The organism is Limisphaerales bacterium, assembly GCA_014382585.1.
In the GTDB taxonomy this organism is placed as follows: Bacteria; Verrucomicrobiota; Verrucomicrobiia; order Limisphaerales; family UBA1100; genus JACNJL01.
Map to the genome: position 1 here is coordinate 97,699 of JACNJL010000036.1, position 18,986 is coordinate 116,684.

The 18,986-nt window shown below is 57.3% G+C and carries 18 protein-coding genes and 1 other RNA gene; 10 read left to right on the top strand and 9 right to left on the bottom strand.

Features of this window, described 5'->3' with window-relative positions; all coding sequences use genetic code 11:
• The first annotated feature begins 58 nt into the window (after positions 1–58).
• Positions 59–448, top strand: coding sequence for a (2Fe-2S) ferredoxin domain-containing protein (locus H8E27_06985; GenBank protein ID MBC8325353.1), 390 nt, complete (start codon positions 59–61; stop codon positions 446–448).
• A 122-nt stretch (positions 449–570) separates the two neighbouring features.
• On the opposite strand, the gene H8E27_06990 is transcribed toward H8E27_06985, so the two are convergent.
• From H8E27_06990 to H8E27_07015, 6 genes are read right to left on the bottom strand one after another with little or no spacing between them, the layout of a single operon-like run.
• Positions 571–966 (bottom strand): hypothetical protein, encoded by a 396-nt coding sequence (locus tag H8E27_06990; protein MBC8325354.1) that lies wholly within the window; start codon positions 964–966, stop codon positions 571–573.
• 2 nt (positions 967–968) lie between these two features.
• Positions 969–1,793, bottom strand: a complete 825-nt coding sequence (locus tag H8E27_06995) for a sugar phosphate isomerase/epimerase (protein ID MBC8325355.1) — start codon at positions 1,791–1,793, stop codon at positions 969–971.
• 3 nt (positions 1,794–1,796) lie between these two features.
• The gene (locus H8E27_07000; protein ID MBC8325356.1) at positions 1,797–2,882 is read right to left on the bottom strand and encodes a Gfo/Idh/MocA family oxidoreductase; all 1,086 of its coding nucleotides are present in this window, start codon (positions 2,880–2,882) and stop codon (positions 1,797–1,799) included.
• Positions 2,879–3,712, bottom strand: coding sequence for a phytanoyl-CoA dioxygenase family protein (locus H8E27_07005; GenBank protein ID MBC8325357.1), 834 nt, complete (start codon positions 3,710–3,712; stop codon positions 2,879–2,881). The genes H8E27_07000 and H8E27_07005 overlap by 4 nt, the downstream gene beginning before the upstream one ends.
• A gap of 31 nt (positions 3,713–3,743) precedes the next feature.
• Entirely contained in the window at positions 3,744–5,036 is a 1,293-nt protein-coding gene (locus H8E27_07010) for a DUF2088 domain-containing protein (protein MBC8325358.1), read from the bottom strand.
• A gap of 36 nt (positions 5,037–5,072) precedes the next feature.
• A complete protein-coding gene (locus H8E27_07015; protein ID MBC8325359.1) occupies positions 5,073–5,879 on the bottom strand; it encodes an SDR family oxidoreductase in 807 nt (268 codons plus the stop codon).
• A gap of 84 nt (positions 5,880–5,963) precedes the next feature.
• Here H8E27_07015 and H8E27_07020 point away from each other — a divergent pair, with 84 nt between their 5' ends.
• Positions 5,964–6,893, top strand: a complete 930-nt coding sequence (locus tag H8E27_07020; GenBank protein ID MBC8325360.1) for a DHH family phosphoesterase — start codon at positions 5,964–5,966, stop codon at positions 6,891–6,893.
• 24 nt (positions 6,894–6,917) lie between these two features.
• Here the strand turns inward: H8E27_07020 and rdgB are convergent, their stop codons facing one another.
• The 3 genes from rdgB to H8E27_07035 are packed head-to-tail and all read right to left on the bottom strand — an operon-like array spanning position 6,918 to position 8,941.
• Positions 6,918–7,550 (bottom strand): RdgB/HAM1 family non-canonical purine NTP pyrophosphatase, encoded by a 633-nt coding sequence (gene rdgB / locus H8E27_07025; GenBank protein ID MBC8325361.1) that lies wholly within the window; start codon positions 7,548–7,550, stop codon positions 6,918–6,920.
• On the bottom strand, positions 7,550–8,572 hold the full coding sequence (locus H8E27_07030; GenBank protein ID MBC8325362.1) for an SPFH/Band 7/PHB domain protein: 1,023 nt from the start codon (positions 8,570–8,572) through the stop codon (positions 7,550–7,552). The genes rdgB and H8E27_07030 overlap by 1 nt, the downstream gene beginning before the upstream one ends.
• A gap of 27 nt (positions 8,573–8,599) precedes the next feature.
• Entirely contained in the window at positions 8,600–8,941 is a 342-nt protein-coding gene (locus tag H8E27_07035) for an NfeD family protein (protein MBC8325363.1), read from the bottom strand.
• Positions 8,942–9,179: 238 nt separating this feature from the next.
• Between H8E27_07035 and H8E27_07040 the strand changes: the two genes are divergently transcribed.
• The 8 genes from H8E27_07040 (at position 9,180) to dnaX (ending at position 18,972) form a co-directional block, all read left to right on the top strand.
• Positions 9,180–9,428, top strand: coding sequence for a type II toxin-antitoxin system prevent-host-death family antitoxin (locus H8E27_07040; protein ID MBC8325364.1), 249 nt, complete (start codon positions 9,180–9,182; stop codon positions 9,426–9,428).
• Positions 9,425–9,814, top strand: a complete 390-nt coding sequence (locus H8E27_07045) for a type II toxin-antitoxin system VapC family toxin (GenBank protein MBC8325365.1) — start codon at positions 9,425–9,427, stop codon at positions 9,812–9,814. Before H8E27_07040 ends, H8E27_07045 begins: the two co-directional genes overlap by 4 nt.
• 44 nt (positions 9,815–9,858) lie before the next feature.
• Complete coding sequence (locus tag H8E27_07050; GenBank protein MBC8325366.1) at positions 9,859–12,513, top strand: leucine--tRNA ligase; 2,655 nt, start codon at positions 9,859–9,861, stop codon at positions 12,511–12,513.
• A gap of 156 nt (positions 12,514–12,669) precedes the next feature.
• Complete coding sequence (locus tag H8E27_07055; protein ID MBC8325367.1) at positions 12,670–13,158, top strand: hypothetical protein; 489 nt, start codon at positions 12,670–12,672, stop codon at positions 13,156–13,158.
• A gap of 39 nt (positions 13,159–13,197) precedes the next feature.
• Positions 13,198–15,744: an insulinase family protein gene (locus H8E27_07060; protein MBC8325368.1), complete on the top strand. Its 2,547-nt coding sequence runs from the start codon at positions 13,198–13,200 to the stop codon at positions 15,742–15,744.
• 113 nt (positions 15,745–15,857) lie between these two features.
• Positions 15,858–16,976, top strand: coding sequence for a galactose mutarotase (locus H8E27_07065; GenBank protein MBC8325369.1), 1,119 nt, complete (start codon positions 15,858–15,860; stop codon positions 16,974–16,976).
• 51 nt (positions 16,977–17,027) lie between these two features.
• An RNA gene (ffs, locus tag H8E27_07070) (signal recognition particle sRNA small type) lies at positions 17,028–17,124 on the top strand.
• A gap of 75 nt (positions 17,125–17,199) precedes the next feature.
• Positions 17,200–18,972 (top strand): DNA polymerase III subunit gamma/tau, encoded by a 1,773-nt coding sequence (dnaX, locus tag H8E27_07075; GenBank protein ID MBC8325370.1) that lies wholly within the window; start codon positions 17,200–17,202, stop codon positions 18,970–18,972.
• Positions 18,973–18,986 lie beyond the last annotated feature (14 nt).

The window sequence follows — 18,986 nt, forward strand, 5'->3', positions numbered from 1 at the left end:
GTGGGGGGGCACTTTCCGAGTCGGCCGCAGCACGCCTCACCTTGACGGCTGGCCTGCCATCGGTTCCAATCGCGCCGTGGCTGATCTCGCATCCATCGCCGACACGCTCGGCCTCTCAAAATATCAACGCCACATTTTTTTGTGCGCCGACCAAACCGAAGCCAAGTGCTGCCCCAAGGAAGATGGCTTGGCCTCGTGGAATTTTTTGAAGAGCCGCCTGAAGGAACTAAGCCTGGCCGATGCCGAGCCATTGGTGTTTCGCACTAAAGCAAATTGCCTTCGCGTCTGCCAGCGCGGCCCTATCGCCATCGTGTATCCCGAAGGCACATGGTATCATTCGTGCACGCCGGAAGTGCTGGAGCAAATTATTCAGGAACATCTAATCGGCGGCCGTGTGGTGGAGGATTTTGCTTTTTCGAACGCGGACGGGATACGTGCAAACAGTTAGCCGCGAACACAGCTTTGCACATAATCGATAATGGGCTGCTCATCATCGCCGGACGCAATCGTGATGCGCAAGAGTTCGGCGGGGTGGACGTTTTTCTCACGGAAAAACTGGCGGTCGCCGCCTCAGCCGTACATGAGGTCGGCGGGTAAATTTCCGGCGAGCTTGGCGCGGGCTTTGGTGATGAGGCGGGGGAGCCACGCGATGCCTTCCACTTCGGCTGACTTGGCAGGGAATTCATCGATGGCCATTCGGTGCTCGGCGGGTTTGCTGTTGAGGGTGTTTTGAAAGTGGTCGAGACGCACGGACTGGAGTTCCTCAACGTGTTCATAAATCACATCACCCCATCGCACGTAGTCATCGCAGAAATCAAACATTTCCAATGCACTACAGCCGATGGATTCGAGGAAGGTCACCTCATCTTTTTCAAACATCGTTTCCGGGCTTTGCCGTCCCGATTCGTAGCGTTTCACGCCGGTGAAAAACAGTTCGTGAAATTGTTGTTTCCAGTTTTCGTTCATTGTTAATTTCGCAAATCAATTTCGGCCATCAACTTGTCGGTGGCGGTATAAGCTTCGGCAACCCATTCGACGATCTTGGCGGGGTCGGGCGCGTACTCCAGCTCCAAGCTAACCGCGCCATCGAAATCCAAATCCTTGATTGCTTGCAAATAGGGCACGAAAGGCACCACGCCGCGGCCGGGTGGGAGGTCGCCGTGCACTTTGCCATCGCAATCGGAAATGTGCACGTGGCCCGCGCGGCCCTTAAGGGCGGCGAGGCTTTCGGGCGGGCTGTCGCTCAGAACCATGTGGCTGATGTCGATGTTCGCTTTCACGGCGGGCCGATCCACGTCGGTCAGAAAACGATCCATCTCGTCGATGGTGTTGATGAGTGAAAGGTCAAACGGCTCCAGCTCAATGACAATTTCCAGACCGCGATTCGCTGCGTAGTCGCCAAGCGTTTGGCAATGTTCCACGGCCCAGTTCCATTGATCGGTTGGCGGGATGACTTCCTTTTGCCAAATGTATTCGCCAATCACGAGCAGGTAATTCTTCGCGCTCAGCGTGACGGCCATATCGAGATAGCGTTTGCAGCGTTCGAGGTGAAATTTTTGCACGCTCGGGTTCAGGTCAATCAACCCCACACTCACGCCGACCACGCTGATGATCGGCAGCTGCAATTCGTCGCAGGTTTGTTTGACCATCGTGATGCGATCTTCTGCATTGTCATCAAGCGGATCCTGAAAAATATCCACGCAGTCGAAGCCTAGCTCTTTAGTTTTGTGCAGTCCGTCAACCAGCCCGACGCCGTGCTGTTCCCAAGCGGAGTTAATCATTCCGAGTTTCATAAATTATCCTTTTGTAATTTCATCAAGCGAAACTGCGCGGTGTTCTTCAGCACTCAAATATGCTGCATCCACCAGTGCCATCGTGTCTAAATTATCCCGCCCATTAATGGCAGGTGGATCGCCGGTTTCCAGTGCGATGAGCAGTTGCGCCATCGTGCCAATGAAGGCGTCAGGGAACCAGCTTTCTTGCCAGCTGGGCGTGTGAAAATCTTTGTCGCCTTTGGTGGCGTAACGGAGGGTCGAGGGCGTGGTGTGGGGATCGTGGCACCAGCCGATATCGCCGATGGCGAGGCCGTCGAGGCCTTCGATGCGCCATTGGATGCCGATGTCAGCGGGGGCGCCTTCGCGGGCGGGGCCGGTCCACGTGTCGTCAATGGCGATGACGCGAAGGCCATTATTGTATTCGAGGATGTAACTGGCGATGCCGTCGGTGTGTGGGAACTCGGTGCGCGGGTCGGTGCGCGTGCTGCAGTAGATGCGCTCGGGATTGCCGAACCAATATCGAAAGGTGTCGATATGGTGAATGGACATAATCCGCAGCGTGACCCAACCTTGTTCTTTAATCCACGGTTTCCAGTGTGGGATGCCACGCATATCGAGCGTGGCCAGGACGGGCTCGCCGATGGTGCCGTTGTCCAAAAGGGTTTTGGCGGCGCGCACGGATTGGTCGTACCGCATATTTTGGTTCACGGCCAAAACGATGCCGGCGGCTTCGCACGCTTCCACGGCGGCGACGGCTTCGGCATAGTTTGTGCCGAGCGGTTTTTGCGCGAGGATGCCTTTGGCGGTGCCGCGCGCGCAGGCGGCTTGGATGAGTTCGAGTTGTTTGTGCGGCGGCACGGCGAGGTCGAGCACTTCGATGGACTCATCGTCGAGCAGTTGATCGATGGAATCGTAAACGGTGGCGATGTTGTGTTGCACGGCGCAGATCGCGGCGTTTTCCTTCGTGCGACCGGCGATGGCAACGGGGTTGAAGCCGGCTTTGCGATAGGCTGCCAAATGGCAGTCGCTCATTATAAATCCGCTGCCAACGCAGCCGATGCGCCAGTCCTTACGCGCGGGGAGGGGGGAGTGGATGTCCAGATTCATGCGTCGGTTTTTTCGCCCGCGCCGGTGGTGGCGTCTGCTGATGGATTCCAAAAGTCCGCGTCTTGTTCGAAAAGTTTTGCGCCCATTTCTTTGATGGCCTGATCGGGCAGTTTTTCGACGGGCGAGTAAAACGGGTGATGCGATTCTTTGTAGGGATTGTTGTGCTTGGTGTTGTAGCAGCAAATGAGTGACCAACGGGGATGCTCGGAGGTGTTTTGGTCTGAGCGATGGAGGAGGTTGCTGTGGAAAAAAAGCGTGTCGCCGGGGGCGAGTTCGACGTGCACCAACTCCATTATCTTGGCGGCTTCAGCGGTGCGTTCGGGGTCGGCTCCGGTTTGGTCGCCGTAGCGGCCGTGCTCGAGGCGGCCGAGTTTGTGCGAGCTTTTCAAAACCTGAAGGCAACCGTTGGCGCGCGTGTTGGGATCGACTGCGATGAATGCCGAGCCCATATCGGGCCAAAGACAGCCGTTTTGATACCAATAGCCGTAGTCCTGATGCCAACTCCACGCGCCGCCGGTGCGCGGTTGTTTGATGCTCATTTTGCTGTGGTAATGATAAACCTCATCGCCGAGTAACGCTTCCATGGTGTTCACGATGCGCTCGCTACGGGCGATGGCGCCCCACAAATCTTCGCCCGCGGAATTCCAAAGCACCAGCTGCGCCTTGCCGCCTTCGCCGTCTTTGAGATCGTAGGCGTTTTCTTTAAACGATTGGTCGGCACGCGCGGCGGCGCGGAGGATGTCCGCCTCATCAGTATCGAAGAGGCCGCGTACAATGAGATAGCCGTCTTCGTGGAAGGAAGAAATGTTTTCTTCAGAAACGGTGGACATCAGGTGACGATGCCGAGCGCATACGCGGATGTCAACCGTCCGTGCCGCCGGCCCAGTCGGGGCGTTGCCGGAGGTGGTATAATCGCTCGCCGGCTTTGCGTTCCAGGAAAACGCCTTCGGCCTCGCGGTTGGCGTAGTCTTCAATGTTGATCGTGCGGTGATCGATGTAGCCGAGGTTGATTTGTTTGCAAACTTCCTCGGGAATGCCGGTGGCGAGCATGACGGTAACGCGCGGTTGTTCGTTGCCGTGACCGTCCACCGTGCCGATGCCCTTCACGTGGCCGGAGTGCGCGAGCAACCCCCACGGAAAATCTTTGAACTGCTCCCAGTGATATTCGAGATACGAGGAGCAGTGGTATCCGATTTGTTTCAAAATTTCACCGTGCGAAAAGCTGACCTCGGTGATGTGTGGCGCGTAGATGATGAGTTTGCCGCCGTCGGCGAGGATGGGCTCGAGCTTGTACATGCATTTGCCGCCAACCCAAAGATCGTCGTACATTGGCGGCGCACAGGAAACGATGGTGTGAAAGGGGCGATCTTTGTAAGTGATGTGTTCAGTGGCGGAAAGATCGCTGGCGGCGTCCCACGCGCTTTCGGGTGTGCCAAAGAAAAGTCCGGCGAGCGATTTGTCCGGTCGCACGACCATGCAGAAACAGGTTTTTTCGATGTCCACCATTGCACCGGCGTGATCGACAATTTTACGGACGGGCGTCCATTTGCTGCCGATGATCATCGGATTGGTGACCACTGCGCCGAGCCAATGGAAAAAATTCAGCACCTCCGGCCCGCTGATGCCGGGGAACAGATATTTGTTGCCGCCGGAAAAGCCGACCACCTCGTGCGGAAACACCGGCCCAAGAATCATCACTTGATCGTACTCGTAAATCTTGCGGTTGATTTCCACCGGCACGTCCATTTCAAAACGCCCGCCCGAAAGCTCGCTAATGGTACTGGCGGGAATGGTGCCGAGATTGCGCATTGCATCGGGGTTGTCCCACTCGTGATTGTGAAACGCGACGTCCGCGTATGGTCCGCGGCGCTCGTCGAGCGTAATTTCCAGCCGCTCGCAAATCGCCTCCTCGCTCATCGCGTGATGCGTACCCAGCGCGATCATCACATCGAGCTTCGCTGCGCTTCCGCCAATTTGCGCGTGGATCGCTTTGAACAATTGGCCGACGGGAGCCGTGCGCGTGGCATCAGGGACGATGAGTAAAACTTTTTTGCCGACGTACTCCGCCGCGGGTAACGATTGCGTGACGAGTTTGTTGACTTGTGATTCGGTTAACGAAATTTCAGTTTCGGCAATTTTGGAATTGAGGTTCATTTTGTGATGGACGAGCTTCGCGTGTCTCTGCCGGGATTAAATTGTTTGCGATAGAAACCCGCCGTCCACCACGATGTCCGAGCCGGTCACAAAGCTGGCGGCCTTTTCGCTGGCGAGGTACACGGCGGCTCCGCCCAGCTCGCTTACATCGCCGAAGCGGCCCATCGCGGTGTGGCCGAAAATGGCTTGGCCCCGTTCGGTGGGGGTGCCGTCTTCTTTTAAGAGCAATTTTTTGTTTTGTTCCGCTGGGAAAAATCCGGGCGTGATGCTGTTCACGCGCACGCCTTGGGGGGCCCATTCGCGGGCGAGGAATCGCGTGGCGCTGAGCACGGCGGCTTTGGAGGCGGAATAGGCGATCACTTTGGAAAGCGGCAAATGCGAGGTGACGCTGGCAATGTTGATGATGCTGCCTTTGCCGCGCCCGCACATCGCGGGGCCGAATTCCTGGCACGGGAGGAGAAAGCCGCCCACGAGGTTGAGGTCAAACACCTTCGCCCAAGCCGGTTGGGGGATTTTTTCAAAGGGCATCTCGGGCGTGACGGTGGCATCGGGATGGTTGCCGCCGGCGGCGTTTAGCAAAATCGTGGGCGCGCCGAGGGCTTTGGTTACGGCTTCGTGACAGCTTTTGAGGCTGGCGGGATCCATCGCGTCGCAGGCGAAAAACTGTGCGGTGCCGCCGGCATCGGTAATTTCTTTTACCCGTGCGTCACCGCGTTCGGCGCTGCGACCGGCCACGGCAATTTTGGCGCCGGCCTCGGCCATGGCTTGGGCGCAGGCACCGCCGAGGGCTCCGGTGGCACCGATGACTACGGCAACTTCATTGTTCAAATCGAATAGACTCATAAACGCCGAGTATGCGTGAAGGGTTTTGCGCCGAAAAGAAAATAACGGTTGGCGCGGCGGGGCGCGCCCGTTAGGTTCGCGCCGATGAGCGATTTACCGCAACCGCAAGTGGTCATTACCCACGAGAGCGATTTGGATGGATTTGTGTCCGGCCACCTTCTGCAACGTTTGGCGAACCATTTGTTCGACCAACAAACGCTTTTGCAGGCGTGGAATTACACCAACTTCGAACGGCGCCCGCTGCGCGAACACTGCGCGTGGGTGTGCGATCTCAATTTTTCCAAACGCATGGACCGCGATAATTGGTTGATCGTGGACCATCACCAAACCGATGTGGATCCGCAACGCGCGCGGCTGATTCTCGATCACTCCAAGTCCGCCAGTTTGCTGTGTTACGAACTTTGCAAAGAGCACGGGCTTGGCAATGAGAAGCTCGATCGGCTCGTGCATTTTACCAACGTGGGCGATTTGTATCTCACGGATGACCCGCACTTCACGGAGTCCATCGATTACGGCAGCCTCATCAAGCAGTATATGTTTTGGAATATCGCCAAGCTCATCGAGGGCGATTTGGAATCGTTGGTGGATCATCCGCTCATCGAAGTCATTGCCACGCGGCGGCGGGTTGAAAATCCGATCGGCTACGAATACGCCAAGGCGCATATCACGCCGTTGTCGGACACGGTGGCCATGATCGAATCGCCCATCGGCGATACCAACGCGGTGGTGCATCAAATGCTGACCGAAGAAGTCATCTCGCAGCCGGTCATCCTCACGGCGGTGACGCGCAACCGTTCGGTGAGCGTGAGCTTGCGCAGTCGCAATGGTGAAGCATTGCCGGTGGCTAAACTGCTTCAAGGCGGCGGCCATCCCAATGCGTGTGGCGCCACGCTGCCGCAGACGGTGCAGCGCATTCCGGACGCGGTGGATTATTTGAAGAAAACCCTGGACCCGAAGCCGGGTGGAGATGGGCTTGGGAGTTTGGGGGATGCATTGGAGGGATTGAAAGTGTAACGATTGGGACGGCGCAAGGTGTCTCTACCGGGCTTCGAGCCATTCTTTCAATTTCAGCAACGCATTGGCGCGGTGGCTGTTTTGGCTTTTTGTTGGCTCGCCGAGTTCGGCGAAGGTTTGGTTGTGGCCTTCGGGTTGAAAGAGGGGGTCGTAGCCGAATCCGTGACTGCCGCGCGGCTCCTCGATGATTTGGCCTTCGCATACGCCGTGGAAAATTTCCGGTTTGCCGTATTGTCCCGCGCGGGCGAGCGCGATCACGCAGCGGAAGCGAGCGGCGCGGTGGTGTTTTTTTTGGCCGGAAAGTTCGTGTAACAGTTTGGCGTTGTTTTTTTGGTCGGGGGTATTTCCCGCGTGCGAATCGGTGGCGGCGTAGCGGGCGCTTCGCACACCGGGCGCGCCGTCGAGCGCATCCACTTCGAGGCCGGAATCATCGGCGAGCACCCAGCCTTCATTCCAGTCCTCATTTTGCTTGAGCCAGTTGACGAGAGAAAGCGCCTTGAGCGCGGCATTGCCAGCGAGGGTGCGGGCGGTTTCTTCCACCTCGGGGGCATCGGGGAAATCGGCCAACGTGCGGCAGGCGAACTCCGGCCCGAGGAGGGCCTGGATTTCTTCCGCCTTGTGCGCGTTGCCGGTGGCGATGACCACGGAAGTGGCCACTACGATTTGCCAATACCGCTGAGCAGATCTTTGATGCCGCCGAGTGAACCGATGACGCCGGTAGCCTCGTAAGGCACGTAGACGACTTTGTTGTCTTTGCCGGAGGTCATGGTTTGTAGCGACTCCAAGTAGCGAACCGCGATGAGGTATTGTGCGGGGTCGCTTTTGGTTCCGCCGAGGCTTTCGGTGAGCAGCGTGATGGCGGTCTTTTCCGCTTCGGCTACTTTGATACGGGCGTTGGCTTCACCTTCGGCTCTTAAGATCTCGGATTGTTTCTGGCCCTCGGCGCGTTTGATTTGTGATTCACGGACACCCTCGGCTTCGAGAATAGCGGATCGTTTTTCGCCTTCGGCCTCAAGAATGGTGGCGCGGCGATCGCGCTCGGCACGCATTTGTTTTTCCATCGCCTGTTGAATGTCGGGCGGCGGGGTGATGTCCTTGAGTTCCACGCGGTTGACTTTCACGCCCCATTTGTCGGTGGCCTCGTCCATCACGCGGCTGAGCTCGGAGTTGATGACTGCGCGCGAGGTGAGGCATTCGTCGAGGTCCATTTTGCCGGCCACATTTCGCAGATTGGTTTTGCAAAGTTTTTCAATCGCATCGGGGAGGTTGGCGATTTCGTATACCGCCGCGTGTACGTCGGTGATTTGGAAATACAACATCGCGTCAATCTCGATGTTCACGTTGTCCTTGGTGATCACGTTTTGCTTGGCAAAATCAAACACCTGTTCGCGCATATCAATGGTGGTGCGCTCGGAGGTGATCACGTATTCGATGCCGCTGATGTCCGTCCTTTTGCTGCGCCAAAAAATCGGGCGCGGGCGGTCCATCACCGGAACGATGACATTCAATCCGCTGTTGAGGATGCGGTCAAATTTACCAAAACGCTCGATGACAATCTGCTCGGCTTGTTTCACCACTTTGATGCAGGAGAGAATCGATGAGACAACCACCAGCGCGACGACGATCATAATGCCGTCCAAAATATCGAACGCGAGGATGGGGGTGGGGAGATATTCCATAATGATAACTTTCAGGAGTTCAATAGGTTAAGGGTTTTCGCTCACACTCACAATCGCCTTGGTGCCCTCAATGCGGATCACCGTGGCTTGAGATTCTTCTTCGATGATAATGCCGACATCCGAAACAGCCGCCCAATTTTCACCACCGATTTGGATGCGGCCCGTTCCGGCTTGGGCATCCACCTTCTCAGTAATTCGGCCTTGCTTGCCGATATAAATATCAATGCCGGTTTCCCCGCCGTCTACTTTGTTCTCCCGCATTCGCATCAACACCGGCCGCAGCGCGAGCAGCAACACCACCGAAGTGACGCTGAACCCCAGAAATTGGATGGCCACTTCGCCCCCTGCTTTGGAAATCAGCGAAGCCACGAGGCAACCCAAGCCAAGGGGCCCTGCAAAGAATGAGGCGGTAAAAATTTCGCCAACAATCAAAACCGCACATAAGATAAGCCAAACATACCATTCCATAACAACGACAACTCAGGTCGCGGCAATGATTCCGGAAAACAGGTGGAAATGTCAACGCCAAGAACCCCCAAAAAATCACTTGACGATTGGGGGAGTTAAGCTAAGTTGACTTAGTCAAATGAATAAGTCAACTGAGTCAATTAAAACCATCACCACGCACGAGGCGAAAACGCACTTGTCCCGATTTCTGGCGGAAGTGGGGCAGGGGGGCGAAGTGGTCATTACCCGTGGCCGCGAGCCGGTGGCACGACTGGTGGCGGTGCGACGACGCGGTAAAGCGGTGGGCCGGCCCAAGGTGGGCGTGGTGACCTCGGAACCGGTGAAGGTGGCGGCGGACGCGTTTGCGCCCTTGGAAGGCGCGGACTTAGCAGCTTGGGGACTTGAATGAAACTCCTGCTCGATACCTGCACGCTCATTTGGCTGGCGACTGAGCCCAAGCGGTTGAGCCGCAAGGCGCGCGCAGCGATTGATGACGCTGCCAATGAATTATGGCTGGCGGATGTGAGTGTGCTGGAATTGGGCCTCAAATATAGCGCGGGCAAAATTGAACTGCCCCAGCCACCGCGCGAATGGGTGGAGGCGCAGTCCACCGTGTGGCGGTTGCGCGCCGCGCCCTTGGATCGGGCGGTGATGTATCGCGCCACCGAGCTGCCGATTCATCATTCGGATCCTTTCGATCGGTTGCTCGTCGCCACGGCATTGGAGAACGGGCTGACAATTTTGACATCGGACGAAGCCATTGCCCGTTATCCGGTTTCAGTATTATGGCGTTAGTTTGCATTGCCCCGCGCCGTTCTTTTCCGCATTATCCGCCGCCGATGTCACAAATGCGGCGACAATATCCGTTTCACTTAATCGAGCCCCGCTGGCAACAGCACTGGGAGGCGCAGGAAACATTCCGTGCCTTTAACCCCGGTGAACCGCCTGCGGCGGAGCATCCCTTTGCCGTGCGCCATGGCGATGCGGCGCCGGAGTCGCTGGAGAAATATTACATCCTCGATATGTTTCCGTACCCCTCCGGCGCGGGGCTGCACGTCGGCCATCCGGAAGGTTACACCGCCACGGACATCACCGCGCGCTATCTCCGAATGCAAGGCCGCCACGTTTTGCATCCGATGGGCTGGGACGCCTTCGGCTTGCCGGCGGAGCAGTACGCGATCAAGACCGGTCAGCATCCACGGAAAACCACGGAGGAAAACGTCGCCAACTTTAAGCGGCAAATCAAAGGGCTCGGTTTTAGCTACGACTGGAGCCGCGAGGTGAACACCACTGACCCCAATTATTTCCGCTGGAGCCAATGGATTTTTCTGCAGCTTTACAATTCGTGGGTGAACCCCGCCACCGGCAAAGCGGAGTCCATCGACACGCTAAAGATTCCCGCCGACATCACCACGGACGAAGCGCGCCGCGAATATCGCGACGACCACCGCCTCGCGTTTGTTTCTCACGCGCCGGTGAACTGGTGCCCCGAGCTGGGCACGGTGTTGGCTAACGAAGAAGTCATCGATGGCAAAAGCGAAGTGGGCGGGCATCCCGTGGTGCGTCGCCCAATGCGCCAATGGATGCTGCGCATCACCGCCATCGCGCAGCGGTTGCTCGATGATTTGGAGACGATCGATTGGAGCGATTCCTTGAAGGAAATGCAGCGCAACTGGATCGGCCGCAGCGAAGGTGCGGAAGTTGATTTTCGTATTCAGGAATCAGAAGACAAAATTCGGGTCTTCACCACACGACCCGATACGTTGTGGGGCGCAACGTATATGGTGCTTTCGCCGGAGCACGAGTGGGTGGATGAATTGACCACCGACGCCCAACGCGCGGCGGTGGAGGAATACCGCGCAGCGGCTTCGCGCAAAAGTGACTTGGAGCGCACGGAATTGGCCAAGGAAAAAACCGGCGTGTTCACCGGCGCATTTGCGATCAATCCGGTCAATGACGAGCCGGTGCCCATTTGGATTGCCGATTACGTTTTGGCCAGCTACGGCACCGGCGCGATTATGGCCGTGCCCGCGCACGACGCGCGTGATTTGGAGTTTGCACAAAAATTTGAACTCCCCGTGCGCGTGGTCGTGCAAGCGCCCGAAGGCGAGTCCCTTGAACCGCTGGGATTTGTAGGCGACGGCACCAGCGTGGAGAGCGGCTTCCTTAACGGCCTTCCCACGTCCGAGGCGAAGGCAAAAATAATCGAGTGGCTCGAAGAAAAAAGGCACGGCAAACGCACCATTAATTTCAAACTGCGCGATTGGCTTTTTAGTCGCCAACGGTATTGGGGCGAGCCATTCCCAATTGTCTGGCGCGATGGCCATCACGAAGCCGTTGCCGAAAGCGACCTCCCCGTGCTACCGCCGGAGCTCGACGATTACAAACCCACCACCGAAGGCGATCCGCCACTGGCGCGCGCCGCCGATTGGGTAAGCCTCCCCGACGGCGCCACGCGCGAGACCAACACAATGCCCCAATGGGCGGGCAGTTGTTGGTACTACTTGCGCTTTCTTGATTCGCAAAATACCGAGTGCCACGTCGGCGAGGCGGCGGAAAAATACTGGATGAACGTCGACCTTTATGTGGGCGGCACGGAGCACGCGGTGTTGCATTTGTTGTACGCGCGGTTTTGGCATAAGGTGTTGTTTGATCTGGGGCACGTGTCCACGGCGGAGCCATTTCAACGTTTGGTGAATCAGGGAATTATTCTTGGCGAGGACGGCCAGAAAATGTCCAAGAGCCGCGGCAATGTGGTGAACCCCGATGGGGTGATCGATGAGTACGGCGCGGATGCATTTCGATTGTACGAAATGTTTATGGGCCCGCTGGAGATGATGAAGCCGTGGAACACGAAAGGCGTGGAGGGTGTGTATCGTTTTCTCGGGCGCGTGTGGCGGCTGTTCATCGACGAAGGCAGCTACAAAGATTACGAGCAAGCGGTGACTGCCGCGCCGGATCAAGCGGAGGCGTTGCTGGCGGATTTGAAACTGCATCCGGCGCTCAATGATGCCGAGCCCACGCCGGATCAACTCAAGGCGCTGCACGCGTGCATCAAAAAGGTGACCGATGATCTCGACGGGATGCGCTACAATACAGGCATCTCGGCGTTGATGGTTTTTGTGAACGAAGCCTCCAAATGGGAAAGCCGCCCGCGGGAAGTGCTCGGCATCTTTTTGCGTTTGCTCAATCCTTTTGCGCCGCATGTGGCGGAGGAATTGGCGGGGCGCTTGGGCGAAGTCAGCGGCAACACACTGGCGTATCAGCCGTGGCCGAGCTTCGATGAGGCGTTTTTGGTGGAGGATTCCATTGAGTTTCCAGTGCAAGTGAACGGCAAATTGCGCGGGCACATTGACATCACACCGGAAACCTCGCGCGAGGAAATCGAAAAACTCGCGTTGGCGTGCGAGAAGGTGCAGCAATTTATTTCTGAAAAAGAAGTTAAGAAAGTCATTGTGGTGCCGAATAAACTAGTGAATATTGCGGTGAAATAGCCGGTCTGCAAAGTAGCCAATGAAATTCCTGACGCCACAGGAACAGAAAGCGCTGATCATTGTATTGGGGCTTTTATTAGTGGGAATGGCGGTGCAAGCTTGGCGCACGGCGCATTCGCCGGAGAAGGCAACTCCGGAGGCCGTTGGCGGAAAATGATACACAAACAAAGTTACGACGAAGTGCTCGACACGATCCTCGCGGCTGATTCGCGGTTCCATCGTGACGCGTATCATTTTGTGCGCGAAGGGCTTGATTACACGCAGCAATCCATCTCCAAACAGGAGGAAGGCACCGTGCGCCACATCAGCGGCCAGGAATTGCTCGGCGGGATGCGCGCCCACGCATTGGAGCAATACGGGCCAATGGCGTTGATGGTGCTCAACGAATGGGGTCTCACGCGCGGCGAAGATTTTGGCGAGATTGTGTTTAATATGGTCGAACACGAGCTGCTGGCCAAAACCGAGGAAGACACGCTCACGGATTTCGCTGGGGGCTATAGTTTCGACGAAGCCTTTCGCCAACCCTTCCTGCCACCCGCCGCGCCCGAGCCGGAACTGCCCGTGGTGAACCGCACGATCACCCCCGCCAACCCTTCCGAGCGCTCCACCCATCCCACCGAGCCGGAGGCTTCGGACAAGCAATAAGCTCGCCCGCCGGTTTCCGCCGCGATAAGCTCCGCGTTTATGCCTGACGGTTCACCTAACCCCGCCGGCCAATTTAACGCCAACGGCGACACGCGCCTTGCCACTCTCGATAATGGCCTCACCGTCATCGTGCGCGAAGACCACAGCGCCCCTGTCGCTTCCGTGCAGGCGTGGGCCAAGACCGGCAGCATCCACGAAGGCGCGTGGCTCGGCGCGGGCCTTTCGCACATTCTCGAGCATATGCTATTCAAGGGCACCGAAACCCGCGGCGTGGGGCGCATCGATCAGGAAGTGCAGGAAGCCGGCGGTTATATGAACGCTTACACGTCGTTCGATCGCACGGTGTACTATATCGACGTGCCCAACACCGGCGCGCACACGGCCATCGATATTTTGTGCGACATCATGCAGCACGCCACGTTGCCCGAAGCCGAGCTGGCCAAGGAGCTGGATGTCATCCGCCGCGAAATCGATATGGGCCAGGACGACCCCGGCCGCCGCGCGGGGCGGCGGCTCTTCGAGAGCGCATACACCACCAGCCCTTATCGCCATACGGTGATTGGCTATCCCGATATTTTCAATGAACTGCGCCGCGACGACATCGTGGGCTACTACCGCGCGCGTTACCTGCCGGGCAATATTTTTTACGTCATCGTGGGCGACGTGAACGCCGTGGAAGTCATCGAGCAAGTAGCCGCCGCATTCGCAAACAACAAAAACAAACCCTCGCCGCCCGTGCTGCTGCCCAATGAACCGCGCCAAACCGCCCCGCGCCAAGTCATCGAGGAAGCCCCCGTTCAGCTCGGTCATTTGCATTACTCGTGGCACGTGCCCAATGTGCGCCATCCGGATATGCCCGCGCTGGACGTGCTCGCCACGCTGCTGGGCAACGGTCGCAGCAGTCGGCTCTACCAAAATGTGCGCGAGAAAAAGGGCCTCGTGAACAGCGCCGATGCGTGGACCTACACGCCCACCCAGAGCGGTCTTTTCGGAATGAGTGCCGTGGTGAATGCGGATAAATTTGAAGGTGCGCGCACGGCGTTGCTCGAAGAACTCGATCAACTCAAATCCGCCCAGGTGGAGCCTGCGGAACTCAACAAAGTGATGAAGCAATTCATCTCCGCCACACTGGCTACGCGCAAGACAATGGAAGGCCAAGCGCAAAACCTCGGCGACTGCTGGATCTCCGTCAACGACCTCGACTTTACTGATCGCTATCTCGAAAGCGTCCAACGCGTGAAACCGCGCGACGTCTGCCGCGTGGCCACCGAATATTTACAGGAAGACAATCGCACGCTCTACGCGCTGCTGCCCACCGGCGCCACTCCCGTGGTGGCGCGTGCGGCGGTCAAACACGTGCAGCATCCCATCCAAAAATTTGAGCTCCCCAATGGCCTGCGCTTGTTGGTGAAGGAAGATCATCGCCTGCCCTTTGTGCAAATGCGCGCGCTCTTCCAAGGCGGCGTGCTCGCCGAGAAAATTGGCAACAGCGGCATCACCCAACTTATGGCCAAGCTGCTCGTTAAAGGCACCGCCAACCGCACGGGCCAGCAAATCGCTGAGCAAATCGAATCCGTCGGCGGAGGCATCGATGCCTACGGCGGCAATAATTCATTCGGAGCATCCCTCGAAGTGCTCAGTGGCGATACGCTGCTCGGGCTGGAGCTAATGGCCGATGTGCTGCTGCATCCCTCCTTTCCCGAATCCGCGATGGAACGCCAACGTGTCGTGCAGCACGCCGCCCTCAAAGCGCAGTTGGACAAGCTCCTCCAAGGCACTTTCCGCCTGATGCGCGAAACATTATTTGGCGGACAAGGCTACGGTCTGGACATCCTCGGCACCGAGGCAACGCTCGATAAATTGGACGCCAGCGATCTCGCAGCGTTCCATCAAAAACTCACCGTGCCCAACAACGCCGTGCTCGCCATTTTCGGCGACATCAAAACCAACGACATCCGCGCTGAAGTGGAAAAAGCATTTGGCCTGTGGCCCGCCGGCAATGGATTCCGCGCCCCGAAGCACATTCCCCCCGGCGAAGGAATGCGTCGCGTGGAACAAGTGCGCGATAAAGAACAAGCCGTCGCCGTGCTCGGCTATCGCGGTTGTTCATTTTTCGATGACGATCGCTATGCGCTTGAACTCATCGGCGAAGCCTGCAGCGATCTGGGCAGTCGACTGTTCCTGCGCATCCGCGAAGAATTTGGCCTCGCTTATTATGTCGGCGCGCAGAGTCATCCCGGATTCACCGAAGGCCATTTTTCATTTTACGCCGGCACCTCGCCCGAGCAGCTTGAGCAAGTGGAAAAGGAACTGCTTGCCGAAGCCGCCAAGCTCCGCCAAGACGGCCTTACCGACGACGAACTGCGCCGCGCCAAAGCTAAGATCATCGGTCAAAAGAAAATCGCCCGCCAGGACCTCGGCGGCCTCGCCACCATCAGCGGCCTCGATGAACTCTATGGCCTCGGCTATGAGTCCAGCGACAAAGACGACGAAAAATACGAGTCCATCACCAAAGCCCAAATTGAAGCTGCCGCTCAAAAATACCTCCGCCCCGGCCAATGCGTGATGGCCGTGACGCATCCGTGATTGGGTGGGAGTGGGGAGTCGTGAAAGGTAATTGGTTTTTCATCAACCCTCATCCATCAACTATCAACCAACAAAAAGTTGCTTCCCACCCGCGCTCGTGCATCATTCCGCGTATGCGAACCACATTGAAAACCACCGGCACATTTTGTGCCCTCACCCTCACCGCAATTTTTATGACCGCCTGTAGTTCAATTCCCAAGGCGTCCTTTGGCACTACGAAAGGGGGCGAGGCGACGGAGATTTACACACTCCAAAATCAAAACGGCCTCATCGCCAAAGTCACCACATACGGCGCCACGCTGGTGGAAATGCACGTGCCCGATAAAAGCGGCAATCTTGCCGATGTCATCAACGGATTTGACGACGTGAGCGGTTATGAAGGCGAAGGCAATCAATACTTTGGCTGCACTACCGGCCGGGTGTGCAACCGCATTGCGAACGGCAAGTTCACACTCAACGGCACCGAGTACACGCTCGCCATCAATAACGATCCCAACCACCTCCACGGCGGCAACGACAAAGCCCTCAGCAAACAAGTGTGGAAAGCCACGCCCGTGTGCGGCAAACAAGCCGTCACGTTTTCAATCACCAGCCCCGATGGCGAGGAAGGCTATCCCGGTAACCTCACCATCAATGTGACTTACACGCTTACCGACGCCGATGAGTTGCGCATCGATTACCACGCCACCACCACCAAAGCCACGCCGGTGAATCTCACCAACCACGCTTATTGGAACCTCGCCGGCGCGGGCAGCGGCCCCGTGCTCAGCCACGAGCTGACGCTCAACGCGGATAACTTTACCCCCACCGATGACACACTCATCCCCACCGGCGCGATTACCGCAGTGGCGGGCACGTTTCTTGATTTCCGAACGGCCCACGTTATCGGCGCACGCATCCCCGCCGATGACACCCCGTGGAAAGGCTACGACCACAACTTTGTCATCAATGGCAAGGCTGGCGAACAACGCCTCGCAGCCAAATTGAAAGACCCCGCGAGCGGGCGCGTGTTGGAAATTTTCACGGACCAACCGTCCATCCAGTTTTACAGCGGCAACTTTTTGAACGGCCAGACCGGCAAGGCCGGAAAAACTTATCCCCATCGCGGTGCGGTATGCCTCGAAACTCAGCATCATCCCGATGCGGTCAATCACGATCAATTCCCAAACACCATTCTCGAGCCCGGCGACAATTATCACACCACTACCGTCCATCAATTCCGTGCGGAATAGAGTTCTTGTGAATCTGCTTGCCGCCCCAATCCGGCAGCGTCATTATCAGCGCGTCAGGGCCCATGGAATGTGGGCTTGCGAACTCCGCCAGGGCCGGAAGGCAGCAACGGTAGCTTGCCCCGCATCTGCCGTGGTCACCCTGACCTTTTTGAATTTACGATTATCGATTGACGATTGACGAGTGTTCAATCCGCAATCGTCAATCCCCCAACCGTCAATCGAAGTGTCGTATCAAGTTATAGCGCGAAAGTATCGGCCGCAGCGGTTTTCCGAAGTGGTGGGGCAGGAGCACGTCACGCAAACGCTCGGCAACGCCATTGCTTCCGGGCGCATCGCCCACGCGTATCTTTTCAGCGGCCCGCGCGGCACGGGCAAGACGACCATCGCCCGCATCTTCGCCAAATGCCTCAATGCGACCGATGGCCCCACAGTGGATTTTAAAGACAACGATGAGCGTTGCATGGAGATTACCGAAGGCCGCGCGCTGGATGTTTTGGAAATTGATGGCGCGAGCAACAACGGCGTGGAACAAGTGCGCGAGCTGCGCGACACCGCGCCGTACGCGCCGGCGAGCTGCCGCTTCAAAGTGTATATCATTGACGAGGTGCACATGCTTTCCACGGCGGCATTCAATGCGTTGCTGAAAACGCTGGAGGAACCGCCCGCGCACGTGAAGTTTATCTTCGCCACCACCGAGCCGGAGAAAGTGTTGCCCACCATTTTGTCGCGTTGCCAGCGTTTTGATTTGCGCCGCATTTCGGTTGCCAAAATTGTGGAGCACCTCGCCCACATTGCGGAACAGGAAAAAGTGACGATTGAGCCGGCCGCGTTAGAGGCCATCGCTCGAGGTGCGGATGGTGGCATGCGCGATGCCGAAAGTACGCTGGATCAGTTGATCAGTTTTTGTGGTGAAACAATTGCCGAATCCGATGTGCTCTCGATGTTTGGCCTCACTTCACAGACGCAAATCATTTCGCTGGCGGAAGCCATTTTGAAAGGCGAAGCCGAGCCGGCTTTACGTGAACTGAGCGAACTCACCAGCGGCGGTAAGGAGCTGCGCCGGTTGGTGGGCGATTTGCTCAATCATTTTCGCAATTTAATGGTGTTTCAAGTTTCCAAGGGCGACGTGGCGTTGCTGGAAATTTCCGAGGCCGAGCAAAGCGCGCTGGCCGCGCAAGCCAAGCTGGCTGATGCCACGGCGGCCTCGCGCATTCTCGAGGTGTTTGCCGAGTGTGAATTCCAATTGCGCAGCGCCACCTCCCGCAAAATTCTCGTGGAGGTGAGCATTATGAAAGCCATCGATGCCGCCAGCGCGATGAGCCTAAACGACGTGCTCGATCACCTCCAACAACTCCGCGCCGAAGGCGGAACAGCACTAGCGCCAGTGCCTTCCGCCAAATCCCCTGCGCCCAAACAAGCCGCCAAGCCGAAACTTGAAAAGCCCGCTGTGGCAAAACAAGAAGCCGCCCCAATGCCAACGGCAGAAGCTACGGTGGAAGCGCCCGCCATCGAATCTGCGCCCGTTCCCACAGGTAGCTCCGCGCTTTGGGCGGAATTGCTGGGTTGCCTCGGGCCATTTGTTAAAGGTAATTTTGCCGAGGCGCATTTGGATTCTGTGGAAAGCGGCGTGCTCTCCATCGGCTTCCCGCCGGGCCAGGAAAACGCGATGGAACTGGCGAACAATCCCAAGACCCTTAAAGCGCTCAAAGCCAAAATGGCCGAGTTGGGACAGGATGTGCGCGAAGTGCGATTGGTCGCCGCCTCTACCCCCGCCGACTGGGTCGCGCCGGTGCCTGCGCCAGTGGTGCAGGAGGAAATGCGTGAGGAAGCTACCCCTCAACCCTCCCAAACGCCCGCTGCCGAATCTTCACCAACCAATCCGCCCAAGCCAAAAATGGCTGAAAGACCGGTAGATTTGAATGAATTTAAAAATGATCCGCTCATCAAAAAAGCACTCGAAGTGTTCAAGGGTCAGATTGTGGATGTGCGGACATAACTGGAGAAAAATTT

Bases quoted from the DNA above. Each gene is read 5' to 3' on its own strand.
- H8E27_06995 (MBC8325355.1), bottom strand. From the start codon at position 1,793: ATGAAACTCGGAATGATTAACTCCGCTTGGGAACAGCACGGCGTCGGG.
- H8E27_07000 (MBC8325356.1), bottom strand. From the start codon at position 2,882: ATGAATCTGGACATCCACTCCCCCCTCCCCGCGCGTAAGGACTGGCGC.
- H8E27_07045 (MBC8325365.1), top strand. From the start codon at position 9,425: ATGAAACTCCTGCTCGATACCTGCACGCTCATTTGGCTGGCGACTGAG.
- H8E27_07030 (MBC8325362.1), bottom strand. From the start codon at position 8,572: ATGGAATATCTCCCCACCCCCATCCTCGCGTTCGATATTTTGGACGGC.
- H8E27_07050 (MBC8325366.1), top strand. From the start codon at position 9,859: ATGTCACAAATGCGGCGACAATATCCGTTTCACTTAATCGAGCCCCGC.
- H8E27_07065 (MBC8325369.1), top strand. From the start codon at position 15,858: ATGCGAACCACATTGAAAACCACCGGCACATTTTGTGCCCTCACCCTC.
- H8E27_07005 (MBC8325357.1), bottom strand. From the start codon at position 3,712: ATGTCCACCGTTTCTGAAGAAAACATTTCTTCCTTCCACGAAGACGGC.
- H8E27_07020 (MBC8325360.1), top strand. From the start codon at position 5,964: ATGAGCGATTTACCGCAACCGCAAGTGGTCATTACCCACGAGAGCGAT.
- H8E27_06990 (MBC8325354.1), bottom strand. From the start codon at position 966: ATGAACGAAAACTGGAAACAACAATTTCACGAACTGTTTTTCACCGGC.
- H8E27_07060 (MBC8325368.1), top strand. From the start codon at position 13,198: ATGCCTGACGGTTCACCTAACCCCGCCGGCCAATTTAACGCCAACGGC.
- H8E27_07015 (MBC8325359.1), bottom strand. From the start codon at position 5,879: ATGAGTCTATTCGATTTGAACAATGAAGTTGCCGTAGTCATCGGTGCC.
- H8E27_07010 (MBC8325358.1), bottom strand. From the start codon at position 5,036: ATGAACCTCAATTCCAAAATTGCCGAAACTGAAATTTCGTTAACCGAA.